This is a genomic window from Acidipila rosea, assembly GCF_004339725.1.
Classification (GTDB): Bacteria; Acidobacteriota; Terriglobia; order Terriglobales; family Acidobacteriaceae; genus Acidipila; species Acidipila rosea.
The window spans coordinates 13533-25671 of the sequence record NZ_SMGK01000001.1; the positions used below are offsets into that span (position 1 = coordinate 13533).

At 56.5% G+C, this 12139-nt stretch carries 13 protein-coding genes; 9 read left to right on the forward strand and 4 right to left on the reverse strand.

Features of this window, described 5'->3' with window-relative positions; genetic code table 11:
* Positions 1 to 45 precede the first annotated feature (45 nt).
* Both C7378_RS00060 and C7378_RS00065 read left to right on the forward strand, forming a co-directional pair.
* Positions 46 to 1245: an acyltransferase family protein gene (locus C7378_RS00060; RefSeq protein ID WP_131990493.1), complete on the forward strand. Its 1200-nt coding sequence runs from the start codon at positions 46 to 48 to the stop codon at positions 1243 to 1245.
* Between the two features lie 389 nt (positions 1246 to 1634).
* Positions 1635 to 2336 (forward strand): ATP-binding protein, encoded by a 702-nt coding sequence (locus C7378_RS00065; protein ID WP_243647955.1) that lies wholly within the window; start codon positions 1635 to 1637, stop codon positions 2334 to 2336.
* Position 2337: 1 nt separating this feature from the next.
* Here the strand turns inward: C7378_RS00065 and C7378_RS18020 are convergent, their stop codons facing one another.
* Positions 2338 to 2469 (reverse strand): hypothetical protein, encoded by a 132-nt coding sequence (locus C7378_RS18020; RefSeq protein WP_279388556.1) that lies wholly within the window; start codon positions 2467 to 2469, stop codon positions 2338 to 2340.
* A gap of 186 nt (positions 2470 to 2655) precedes the next feature.
* Here C7378_RS18020 and C7378_RS00070 point away from each other — a divergent pair, with 186 nt between their 5' ends.
* From C7378_RS00070 to C7378_RS00095, 6 genes are all read left to right on the forward strand, one after another.
* The gene (locus C7378_RS00070) at positions 2656 to 3204 is read left to right on the forward strand and encodes a DUF2393 family protein (RefSeq protein ID WP_131990497.1); all 549 of its coding nucleotides are present in this window, start codon (positions 2656 to 2658) and stop codon (positions 3202 to 3204) included.
* Positions 3205 to 3255: 51 nt separating this feature from the next.
* Positions 3256 to 3612, forward strand: coding sequence for a cupredoxin domain-containing protein (locus C7378_RS00075; RefSeq protein WP_131990499.1), 357 nt, complete (start codon positions 3256 to 3258; stop codon positions 3610 to 3612).
* A 112-nt stretch (positions 3613 to 3724) separates the two neighbouring features.
* Complete coding sequence (locus C7378_RS00080) at positions 3725 to 6562, forward strand: SLBB domain-containing protein (protein WP_131990501.1); 2838 nt, start codon at positions 3725 to 3727, stop codon at positions 6560 to 6562.
* Between the two features lie 19 nt (positions 6563 to 6581).
* On the forward strand, positions 6582 to 7127 hold the full coding sequence (rfbC, locus tag C7378_RS00085; RefSeq protein WP_131990503.1) for a dTDP-4-dehydrorhamnose 3,5-epimerase: 546 nt from the start codon (positions 6582 to 6584) through the stop codon (positions 7125 to 7127).
* Between the two features lie 396 nt (positions 7128 to 7523).
* Positions 7524 to 8411, forward strand: coding sequence for a sugar transferase (locus C7378_RS00090; RefSeq protein ID WP_165876558.1), 888 nt, complete (start codon positions 7524 to 7526; stop codon positions 8409 to 8411).
* Between the two features lie 67 nt (positions 8412 to 8478).
* Entirely contained in the window at positions 8479 to 9741 is a 1263-nt protein-coding gene (locus tag C7378_RS00095; RefSeq protein ID WP_131990507.1) for a GumC family protein, read from the forward strand.
* Between the two features lie 53 nt (positions 9742 to 9794).
* Here the strand turns inward: C7378_RS00095 and plsX are convergent, their stop codons facing one another.
* The 3 genes from plsX to C7378_RS00110 are packed head-to-tail and all read right to left on the reverse strand — an operon-like array spanning position 9795 to position 11639.
* Positions 9795 to 10838 carry a phosphate acyltransferase PlsX gene (gene plsX / locus C7378_RS00100; RefSeq protein ID WP_131990509.1) on the reverse strand — a complete coding sequence of 348 codons (1044 nt, stop codon included), beginning with the start codon at positions 10836 to 10838 and terminating at the stop codon, positions 9795 to 9797.
* Between the two features lie 9 nt (positions 10839 to 10847).
* Positions 10848 to 11033 carry a 50S ribosomal protein L32 gene (gene rpmF / locus C7378_RS00105; RefSeq protein WP_131990511.1) on the reverse strand — a complete coding sequence of 62 codons (186 nt, stop codon included), beginning with the start codon at positions 11031 to 11033 and terminating at the stop codon, positions 10848 to 10850.
* A 54-nt stretch (positions 11034 to 11087) separates the two neighbouring features.
* Complete coding sequence (locus C7378_RS00110) at positions 11088 to 11639, reverse strand: YceD family protein (RefSeq protein WP_131990513.1); 552 nt, start codon at positions 11637 to 11639, stop codon at positions 11088 to 11090.
* Between the two features lie 69 nt (positions 11640 to 11708).
* Between C7378_RS00110 and C7378_RS00115 the strand changes: the two genes are divergently transcribed.
* Positions 11709 to 11888: a hypothetical protein gene (locus C7378_RS00115; RefSeq protein ID WP_131990515.1), complete on the forward strand. Its 180-nt coding sequence runs from the start codon at positions 11709 to 11711 to the stop codon at positions 11886 to 11888.
* Positions 11889 to 12139: the final 251 nt, after the last annotated feature.

The following is a 12139-nucleotide window of genomic DNA, read 5'->3' on the forward strand; positions in this document are numbered from 1 at the left end:
TAACCAAATTCAACAGTAGAGATGATTTAGCCAAAGGAGTAAAGGGTGGCAGCCGCCGAGAGAGGTAGCGTTATATCTGTGGACGGAGTCTCCACGCAGGCCTCGGCACCAATCCTGCCAAATCTGAGGCGGCACATCCCAGCCTTAGATGGAATGCGTGGTTTTGCTGCTATTGGCGTCGTTTTTTTTCATTATAAGACTGGTCATCATTTTAACCACGCCTGGCTAAATCTTATAACTTGGATCATGGGGTTAGGGTGGATGGGCGTGCCCTTGTTTTTTGCTCTTTCAGGTTTCCTGATTACGGGCATTCTTCATGACTCATTTAGCAAGGCCAATTGGTGGCGAAAGTTCTATCTAAAACGCTCATTTAGAATCTTCCCACTCTACTACCTTACGTTGGCACTAATTCTAGCTGCCGATGTGGGCGTTGGACGCATGAAAGCTGCCGGGCAGACGCTGTGGATCTATGCACTGTATTTACAGAATCTCCCGTCTCTCTATCATCGTCTGAGTGAGTTTCCCTCTTACCTCTCCACTGTCCACTTGTGGAGTCTGGCAGTTGAAGAGCAATTCTATTTAATCTGGCCAATTCCACTCTTCCTAGCATGGCGGCGTTCAAGAGCGCTGCAGCTTTGTGCGATTGTTTTTATGTTGTCCTTTATGGCGAGGATTGCGTGTGTCGCCCTTCATTGCCCCATGATTGTCTATTTCAGCTTCTCTCCGTTGCGGATTGGAGAACTGTGCGCCGGAGGGTTCTTAGCGCTCGCATTGCGACAAGGAGATGCGCTGACTAGGATGATCTCAAACGTTGCACCCTATATCGCCGGAGCTTCCATCCTTGCTTTATCAGGCGTTATTTTCTGGGCTGGCACTGAAGACCGAACTGCTCCAATGATATCCATCGGTCTCACGGCGCTAAGCTGTCTCGCAGTATGCCTGATCTACTATTGTTTGCATCCCGGGCCACTACAGCGCCTATTTAGTAATCGCATCCTTCGCTGGTTTGGGAAGATCAGCTATGGCTTATACGTGTATCACATGTTGTTCCGCCCGGTATATATTCGGATCGTAAATCGCTATCTTCCTCATAGTAGTCATGGCCTGCAGTATCTTGCTCTAATTTCCATAGCTTTCACACTCAGCCCTCTACTAGCGGCTGCATCTTTCTATACATACGAATCATATTTTCTACATATCAAGGAAAGAGTATCGGCTTTGGGCGAGTCACGAGTGGCATCATGAAGTTACGGCAGTCGCTGCAAAAGTGGGTAGTGGAGTGTACAAATAGATCGCTAACCGTAACCTGTACAAGCCGTTTTGACTGCGAATAATCACAAGCGATTTCATTCTGAATCTTCTAGTTTCGTCTATGCTCAGGGCTAAACCTGAATTGTCTCAACTCTGCTCGTGGAAACTCGACGTTTGCGCCCGACCAGGAATCTCAGCTCTGAACCGCATGCAAAGCAACTTCGCTGAATTCCCACTACCACATAATTTGGCATGATTGCTGTGCAGACAGCCTAAAAGTTCTGTTCGTGAATATCGGGTCTAGATCGCATTCACATTGCTGCACCTGCGATACTAACCTCATCGCCATGGAACAAACCTGCCCTAAATGTGATGGCATGGGCATGCAGGTGCTCGTGCTTCCGGATGGCACTCGAAAAGCCGAGGTCTGCGACTGCCGCCATCAGTTGCGTGTCAACCGGCTGATTGAACGCGCCCGCATTCCTAAGCGCTACGAGCACTGCACCCTTGAAAACTACAGTTATCAAGGGCGCGACCAGTCGCTCTTTCTGGCGTGGAAGGCGGCTGACAAATTTCTAGACGGCTATCCGGCGCTCACCAAAGAATCCGGCCTGCTCTTTACCGGCTCGATCGGCATTGGTAAAACTCATCTTGCGACCGGGATTCTCAAGGCGTTGATCATGGAAAAGGGCGTCCACGGCCTCTTCTGCGACTATCGCGAACTGCTCAAGCAGGTGCAGAACTCCTACAATCCGCAGGTGGCCGCGACCGAACTCGAAGTGCTCGCGCCAGTCTTTGAGGCAGAGGTGCTTGTGATTGACGAACTGGGCGCAGCCAAGCCGACGGATTGGGTCTGGGACACCGTCGCCCACATCCTGAACACGCGCTACAACGACAAGCGCACAACCATCATTACGACGAATTACGCCGATGAGCGGCCTGGCGCAGGCGCCGCCAAACGCGAGGAGACTCTCGGCGACAGGATCGGGGAGCGTATGCGGTCCCGGCTCGCCGAGATGTGCGTAACGGTAGAGATGCAGGGCGAAGACTACCGCAGGACCGCCGGGCGGGCGCGGTTCGCGTAGGTTAAGCGGCTGCTGTAAGCAGCATGAGAATCGCTGCCGCCAGTGTCGCAGCCTGATAAACGCGGTTGGCGTTCACCTTGCGGCGCTGCTGCAGCAGGCCGGGGCCGGGGCTGAGATCGTATTCGTGTGTCATGGAACCTCGCTTGAAACCCTGCAAAAACGTTGGTCAATATGGAATACGCCTGGAAAGCTCTAGTGGTTTCCTGAAAATCTTTCACCCGATTTGACGCGAATTTCCCGACAAGGATGCGAATTACGACAAAAGATTCTTCACCATTGGTAACCGAAAAGCTAACCTCCGCGTTATAAAATTTCGTGAATGGCGCAGAATGGAAATCACGAACCCTCCGGCTTCCTGAGCGGGAACCAGTCTGTGGCGAAAGAGCCGCGCTCATGGATCCCCTGGATCATTGCCGGGGCAGCCGTCGTGATTATCGTGGCAGTTCTGGTTGTTACCGGTCGTCACAAGCAGCAGGCAGCCAATCCCGGGGGAGCCGGACTGGCGCCGCCGGACGCCTACGCCGTCAGCCTTCCGATCAGCAACATTGCGATGAGCGAGTCAAGCAATCTTGCCGGAGGCAAGGTCACCTATATTGACGGGCAGATCGCGAACCATGGCAGCAAGACTGTAGAAGGGGTGACGGTTCAAATCGCCTTTCGGAATGCCCTCAACGAAATATCGCAGAAGGAAACGATGCCGCTCATGCTCATCCGCACCCATGAGCCCTATGTGGACACCCAGTCGGTGAGTGCTGCTCCGCTCAAGCCGGGGGACCACCGTGAGTTCCGGCTCATCTTCGATCACGTCGCTGACGACTGGAATCAGCAATATCCTGAAATCAGAGTGATCGGAGTCACCGGCAAGTAGGGCAGACGACAGCGGCTTTCAGCTAAAATGCGGAGAGTGGCCCGAACTTTTATGAACTTCCCCTGCCGCGTTCTGCTCCTGCTTCTCCTGCCGTGTTTTCTTTTTCTGCCGGCAGAGTCTCATGCGGAGCATCCGCGTGTTATTACCATCCATGCGAAGAAGTACGCCTTCATCCCTTCGGAAATCACCCTCAAGAAGGGCGAAACGGTCACGCTGGATCTGATATCCGAAGATGTGGCGCATGGGCTTTCAGTGAAAGAGTTGGGAATCCACGCAGATATGCCCAAGGGTCGATTGGTCAAGATAACAGTCACCCCTGATACGATCGGCGATTTCAAGGGACAGTGCTCCCGTTTCTGCGGTACGGGGCACAGGTCAATGCACTTTGTGGTTCATGTAGTCGAGTAACGGCAATAAAGGTTCTACACTCAAGTTCAGGCGCTCACTGCTGTTCGCCGCCGATTATCGAAGGAGCCACCCATCGCGGCTGACCGCGTTTACGCTGTCGCCGTCTTTAGCTATGCGTAAGCAACTTGCGTTCCTCACCGCTGTCTGCCTCCTCGCGGCCGTACCGGCGGCGCATTCTCAGAACACGGCTGATCCGTACAGTACCGGCAGCTCCTCTCAGGTCGACTGTTCTGACCCCATGAACTCTCTCTCAGAGGGCTGTGCTCAGCCCGGACAGACGAGCACGATGCAGGGCGGGCAGCAGCAGGGCTATGGCTCCCAGGCTACGGGCGCGCAGAGCTACGGCCAGACCAGCCAGACGGGACTGGCACAGCCAACTGCCTCTTCCATCAACAACCGCACCTACATCGACAATGGCGGATTGCTGAACCAGGGCCAGATGTCGCGCTATCAGCGGGGGTTCTTTGCCGGGCCGCCAGAGCCGCTGACCGAGTTTCAGCGCTTTGTTGCCGGCAGCACTGGCGAAGTTCTGCCCATCTACGGCGCCAGCCTCTTTCAGAACACCCCTTCAACTTTTTCGCCAGTTGAGCAGGTTCCGGTGACCGCCAACTATGTGATCGGGCCGGGAGACGAACTGCGCGTGCGGGTCTGGGGGCAGGTCAACTTCAATGCCGACGTGCGCGTTGACCGCTCAGGAGAGATCTATCTACCGCAAGTGGGCGCTGTACACGTTGCCGGACTTCAGTTCTCTGAGGTCGCTCCTCATCTGCGTGCTGATATCAGCCGCATCTTTCGCAATTTCAATCTGACGGTCAATGTCGGCCAGCTGCGCTCCATCCAGATATTTATGGTGGGCCAGGCTCGCCGTCCCGGCAGCTATACCGTCAGCTCCCTCAGCACCCTGGTCAATGCGCTCTTCGCCACGGGAGGACCATCCGTTTCGGGATCGCTCCGGCATATCCTGCTCAAGCGCAACGGGCAGACGGTCACGGATTTTGATTTCTATGATTTCCTGGTCAATGGAGACAAGTCGAAGGATGTGTCGCTGCTCTCCGGCGATGTCATCTACATTCAACCAGTCGGCCCTCAGGTAGCCCTTGCTGGCAGCGTGCGCCACCCGGCCATCTTCGAGCTTCGTGAGGACACTACCGTCGCGCAGCTGCTCTCCTACGCAGGAGGCGCGTCGAACGTGGCCGCCAGCTCCCGCATCTCCATCGAGCGGCTGCAGGGCAACAGCGGACGCCAGGCGATGGAAGTAGGCTTTGACAGTACAGGTCTTGCCACGACCCTGAAGGATGGCGACATTCTTCGCGTGCTCTCCGTTGTCCCGGCCTTTCAGAAGACGGTCACATTGCGGGGAAACACCGCCAACCCGGGTAACTTTGCTTGGCACAAGGGAATGCGTCTGAGTGAGCTGATCCCCGATCGCGAGTCGCTGCTGACCCGAAATTACTGGTGGCGCCGTTCCCGTCTCGGACTTCCCACACCGGAGTTCGAACCGTTCGTAACCGGTCCGCTGGAGTATCAGCCCAGTCATCCTGTGAATATGGATACGCTCCACCGGCAGCAGGAGTGGCGCAACGAGACGCAGATGAGCTACGCCAATCGCTACTCTGCGGGTGCAGAGAGCGGCGGCTCAAGCCAGCCGAACGCCAGTGGGCAGCAGCAGCAACAGCAGCAGCGGCCGATGGCGCCTGTTCCTGCACCCTACGATGCCTACAGCTATCAGCAGCAACCGCTCCAGGGCGCGCAGATGCCGCAGGATCAGTCCTATCCCCAGGGTGTCTACTATGGCGTCCAGCAGCAGCAGGATGGTAAAGCGCCCATCCAGCCCTCTGTGCAGACCAATTCTCCCTATGGGAGTTCGGGCCAGCAGGCGCAGCAGAACTCGGCCGCGAGTTCTGCCCTCGGAGCCTCGCAGTCTGAAGTGATCACGCAGAACACCGCAGGAGCATCTACCCGAACCGATGTCCGTATTCCCGCTCCGGAAATTGACTGGGATTATGCCGTCATTGAACGCCTCGATCCTCAGACGCTCAAGACCTCTCTCATTCCCTTTAACCTCGGCAAGCTGGTCATGGCTCATGATCAGAGCCAGAACCTCGAGCTTGAACCCGGAGATGTAGTCAGTATTCTGTCCCAGGCAGATATCCGCGTTCCTACCGCAGAGCAGACGAAGTTCGTCAGGCTGGAAGGCGAGTTCAAGGCTGCCGGTATCTACAGTGTCAAGCCCGGTGAGACCCTACGTGAGCTGGTGGCGCGCGCCGGTGGGCTGACTCCCAATGCCTATCTCTTCGGTTCCGAGTTCACCCGCCAGTCAACCCGCGTCCTGCAGCAGGCTCGTATCGACGAGTACGTTCAGGGCCTGGAGCTGCAGATCGAACGAGGCGGCATTGCCACCGCGGCTGCCGCGACCGGCTCCTCCCAGGACCTGACCGGTGTCAATGCCGCTGCCATGGCGAATGAGCGTGAGCTTATCAGCAGGCTGCAGCAGATTCGCGCCACCGGGCGTGTCGTTCTCCAGATAGACCCCAATGCGAAGGGCATCGCTGCTTTGCCCAACCTCCCGTTAGAGGATGGCGACAAGTTCGTTGTTCCGTCCACGCCCGCAACCGTTAACGTAGTGGGAGCGGTCTACGACCAGAACTCCTTCTTCTTTGGCAAGGGCGGACGTATAGGCGATTTTCTCCACCAGGCCGGTGGCCCGAATCGAGACGCGGACCGGAAGCACACCTTCATCATCCGCGCAGATGGATCGGTCATCAGTCGCGAGGCAACCAGCGGCGTCTGGGGCAATACTTTCGAGGCGACTCGGATGCACCCCGGCGATACGATCGTCGTGCCGGAGAAGACCTTCAAACCGACCGCGCTGCGGACCTTCATCGATTACTCGCAGATCTTCTCTCAGCTCGCCACTGGCGTAGCGTTCTCGACCTTCCTGATCCCGTAATCGAACCCAGGAGAATTGTTTGAAAGTCACTGAAACATCGTTGCCCGGCGTTCTGCTCCTCGAGCCGCGACTCTTCACCGATAGCCGCGGCTGGTTCGCGGAGTTTTATAACGAAAGGGTGTTTGCCGAAGCAGGGCTGCCCAGCCACTTTATCCAGGACAATCAGTCCCATTCGACTGAAGGTGTACTCCGCGGAATGCACTACCAGCTCGGCGCGCCCCAGGGCAAGCTGGTCCGCGTACTCAGCGGGACGATCTACGATGCGGTCGTTGACCTCAGGCCCGGTTCGCCCACCCGGGGGCAATGGGCTGGCTTTGAACTTTCGTCGGAGAATCGGCATATCTTATGGATTCCCGAGGACTTCGCTCATGGATTTAAGGTACTGTCGAAGACCGCCGATGTACTCTACAAGGTAACTAAGCCTTATGACTCAAGGGCAGAGCGGACCTTGCGTTGGGATGACCCCGAAGTGAACATTCTTTGGCCTGGAAGCGCCACCCCGGTGCTTTCATCGAAGGATGCTGACGGCAAATTCTGGAGCGAGGCAGAACTTCCCGTAGCGTAAGAGTTTCTCCTCGCAGCAATAGGGAAATCCGCATTCGCCGCTGCTATTATTAACTTTTCTTAATATTTGGATGCCCGCAGAGGCTCTTAATTTGCACTATAAAGATTGTTAGAGAGTTACCATTACTCCTGTGTAGTCCTGAAAGGATAACGGAAGGTGAATAATTCTCGAAAACCGTTGCCCAAAGACTTGGTGCAGTGATAAACATACTGGTTAATGACAGGTTTACTAGGAATTACTTTAGTAAAAACAGCATCCAACGTCAGAGAGAAACAGATGAGTCACGCGGCATTCACCTTGGGAAAGTACAAGATTCGTAAAATCTGATTTCGTGCTGGAGTAAGCCCACTTTCCCCCCGATCACTCAGTCTCAGTTAGAAATCAGGAGTCATTCGTTTGGCTTTATCAATCTGGACCACTCGCAGTCACCCTGACTCTCAAGAGGGGGACGCTTCCTGGGCTAATCCGCAAGCTGTATCTCTCCAAGAGGAGAACTCCCAGGAGTTTGGCTGGGAATCTAACAGCATTGCGCTCGAAGCGGAGGCTGCCAGCACTGGTTTCGAAGAAGAGCCTGATGCTTTGGGAGATCCCATCGAGCTTGATCTGCGCGATGGCCGGGTCACGTTTTTCCCTGCTCGCACCACGATTCTTGGTCTGCCGACCCAGAATAGTAGCTACCGGATCGGCAAGCGGATTTTTGACCTTACCCTCACCCTTCTGACTGCTCCCATTATCCTTCCCCTGTTGGCATCTCTGGCCACTGCAATCGCCCTGACTTCCGGGGCTCCGGTCTTTTACCGCCAGCGGCGCATTGGGCAGCACGGTAAGGTTTTCGAAATTATCAAGTTCAGGACGATGAAGCGCGATGCGGAGCAGGTCCTTGGCGAGTGCCTCAAGGCCAGCCCGGAAGCCCGGCGCGAATGGCAACAGACGCACAAGCTCAGAAATGATCCCCGTATCACGACCATCGGCAGGTTCCTTCGCAAGACCAGCCTGGATGAGCTGCCCCAGATCTTTAATGTCCTGCGGGGCGAGATGACGCTGGTTGGTCCACGGCCTATCGTCCATGCTGAATGCTCCCGGTATGCGGGCCGCTTTGCCTACTATACGGCCGCTGTTCCTGGCGTCACGGGCCTCTGGCAGGTGTCCGGACGTTGTGACGTCTCCTACGCGACGCGTGTACGCCTGGACGAACACTATGTTCGCAACTGGAGCCTGTTGAGAGATGTCAGTATCCTGCTCCGCACTCCTCGCTCGGTAATCTGTCGCCGCGGCGCATACTAGCGGTTCCGGGGAGTGCAGCTAATCCCGGACATTCCCGCGCGCGCTTGCGTTAACATATTTGAACAGCATGACTAACACCGGCACGGTCGAACCTCAAGTGGATCAGGGACAGAATCACCAGCTGGCAGCCGGGGCAGGGCAAAGAATCGAAGTCGAGCCGGACGATTCGATTGACGTCCTGGATATTCTGGTGGTGCTGGCGCAAGGCTGGCGTAGAATTGCGCTGCTTTCCTGCATCGGGTTAATTCTTGGCGTCATACTATCGCTCGTCCTGCGACCCACTTATAAAGGCAGCGCTCTCATCCTGCCCCCTCAGCAGGAGCATTCCATCTCCTCTGCTCTGGCAGGTCAGCTCGGCGCGCTGGCCAGTCTGGGGGGAGGTGGCGGTGGAGGGTTACTCAAAAATCCTGCGGACATGTACGTCGGCATTCTTGAGAGCCGGACCATCGCTGATGAACTCATTGCAAAATTTCACCTGAAGGCGCTCTATAAAGAAAAAACCATGGCCGCCACCAGGGATGATCTCAAAAAGAACACCACTTTCGAAGCGGGAAAAGACGGTCTCATCCACATTTCAGTTGAAGACCATGATCCGCAACGAGCCAGTGATCTCACGAACGGCTATCTCGATGCGCTCTACCGCATGAACTCGACTTTAGCCATCACCGAGGCGGCCCAGCGCCGGGTCTTCTTCGATGAGCAGCTTGCGGAGGAGAAGTCCGCGCTGCTCAAAGCAGAGGACGCACTTAAGCAGACAGAAGAGAAAACCGGACTGATTCAGCTCAATGGGCAGGCCCAGGCGATCATCAGCAGCATCGCGCAGGCACGGGCACAGATTTCAAGTCTTGAAGTAGAGTTGCAGGCGACACGCACGTTTGCTACCGACCAGAATCCTGACGCTGTCCGCATCCAGCAGGAGATAGCTACCCGTCAGCGGGAGTTGGCCCAGCTTGAGAGCAGCCAGGCCAAGCTCGCTCCGGGCGATATCGCGCTACCTGCCGGCAGGGTTCCACAGGCTGGGCTCGAATTTGCCAGCAAGGTGCGTGACCTGAAGTACCACGAGACGCTCTACGATCTTCTGTCGCGACAGTATGAGGCTGCGAGAATTGATGAAGCAAAATCTGCTCCCATTCTGCAGGTCGTTGACCGGGCCGTTCCTCCAGATAAGAAGTCAGGGCCACATCGCCTTCTGATCCTGGCTGGCCTCACCTTCCTGGGGTTTGTGATGGGATGTCTCTGGGCATTTCTGCGGCAGGCCATGCTTCGTATGCAGAGCGAGCCTGAAACTGCTATGAAGCTGGCGCAGATGCGCTCCGCGCTGCGTTCCTGAGGCGCCGCACGCTACCAGCTTGACCACTTAAGATTGGGTTTGATCCGGAATCGCTACGGGAGCGGCACTTCCGTGCCCTCGGGCGAGGCGGCAACGGGCCGTGCAGCAAACTCGCGCTCGATCTGCGCGCTCACGCCGGTTTGTGCAAACTCGGCGGTCACTCTGATTCCATTAAAAATTGCCCGATCATTGGACGAACCATGGCCAATGATGCAGCCACCGCGCAGTCCCAGCAGGGGCGCGCCGCCATACTCCGACGGGTCAACTCGCTTCTTGAAGGCATTGAATGCCTTACGGGAAAGCAGCGCCCCCACCTGTGCCGTGACAGTTTTGGTCAGCGATTCCTTGAGCATGTCGCGAACCAGCCGGGTCAGGCTCTCTGAGGTCTTGAGCGCCACATTACCCACGAAGCCGTCGCAGACCACGACATGGGCGTTGCCATTGTAGATGTCGCGCCCCTCTACGTTGCCGATGAACTGGATCGGGAGATCCCGCAGAAGAGAAAATGCTTCGCGGGTAAGATCATTCCCTTTGCCTTCTTCTTCGCCGATGGAGAGCAGCCCGACACGCGGACGGGATATTTTGAGCACGCATCGGGCATAAATATCGCCCATGAGAGCAAACTGCTCCAGGTTAGAAGGCTTGCAGTCGACATTCGCTCCCACGTCGACCAGGACACAAGGCGAGCCGCTGGAGGTAGGCAAAACCGCGGCCAGGGCCGGGCGATCCACTCCCGGCAATGCGCCGAGCACCATCTTGGCGATAGCCATGGCGGCACCGGTATTTCCTGCCGTGAAGAAGCCGGCGGCTTTCTTCTCGCGAACCATGCGGAGGCCCACGCGCATCGAGCTGTCGCGCTTGGTGCGAACAGCCGAGGCGACCTTCTCGTCCATGCCTACGCGTTCACTGGCATGCACGATGTGGATGGGCAGGCGCTCGCCCCGCAGAGCGTCAGAGAGGAGCGGACGCAGCTCTTCCTGCCTCCCGATAAGGTGAATGCGTACCGGCAGGTGCCTGCAAGCCAGGATCGCGCCTCGTATCTCCGGCTCGGGCGCCTTGTCGGAACCCATTGCGTCGAGAGCGATATCGGTCAGCATCGGCTGGAGTTAGCTGGCTTCCTTCACTTCAAGAACATCACGGCCCTTATAGGTGCCGCACTTGGGGCATGCGCGATGCGACAGCTTACGCTCATGGCAGTTGGGGCATTCGGACAGACCGGTTGCAGTCAGCGCATCATGCGCGCGGCGCTTGGAGGTGCGGGCCTTGGAGTGGCGCCGCTTCGGATTCGGCATTGCAGTTTCCTTTCGAGCGGAGCAGTCGCGATACGCGTCCCTGTTCCGTGCGTGTTACGTCTTGATCCGGCTGCGCAGATCCGACAGGGCTGACCACCGCGGATCGGCCGGGGCCGCATCGCAGTTGCATGCGTCTGTATTCAGATTGCTTCCGCAGTGCGGACAAAGTCCTTTACAGTCAGGGCCACAGAGAGAGCGCGCCGGCAGGGCTAGCAGCACCTGTTCACGAAGCACATCTTCGAGCACCAGACCATCCTTAAGATAATAACCGATTTCCGTCTCCGAGGTGGTGACTGCGTGCTCTGACGAGTCATGATCGACGCCGACGGGCCGAAACAGCAGGTCAAATTCGCTGTTGACCTCATGCTCGACCGTGTCCAGACAGCGCGCACAGGGTACCTCGAATTTCCCGCTGCAGTTGCCCCGCAGCCGGATATCGGCAATGATCTCCCGGGGACCGCGATGTTCCTTGATGAGGTCAGCTGTGCCTGAGGTCAACATCGGTCCGATCTGGTGGATTTCACCACCATAATCGATGCTCCCAGGCTCGAATGTCAGATTAAACTCAAGCGGCTCGCGCTCGAGATCCAGGGGCGTAATCAGCATGGAGGGAATCCTTTCTCTTAGAGTAAAGGATGCACCCAGTCCCTGGTCAATTCGCGCTATCCTTGTTGCGTGAAGCTGCTTGATTTTCTTACGGAATCCTTTATCTCCACCTTCGGCATCACCCGCCCGAGGCCCGAGCAGCAGCGGCTTGCAAGCCTCCTCATCGGAGGTTTCCTGCTTGCGGTCATCACCGGAGCCTTCGGCATCGTGGGCTTTTTTCTCTGGGCCATTTATCACCATGGCGGCTAATTAGCTTCTCCGGTAGAGGCCCAGCCTGTTTTTAGATATGTCCTCTGGCCTGTCAGCGGTCCTGATACTTTCTGAATCAGAATCTGGAACGCGCCTTCCCGTCCTTTCTCGCCCCACTTTTCCTCTATGACATTTTCTTCATCCTGGCATCATTTTCTTCTTGACATATTTCTCAAGCTCAGAATAAAGTCAGGATCGAATTTGGGAGCCAGCACGATCGGTTCCTTCGCGAATCCGGCTTCAAGACTCGC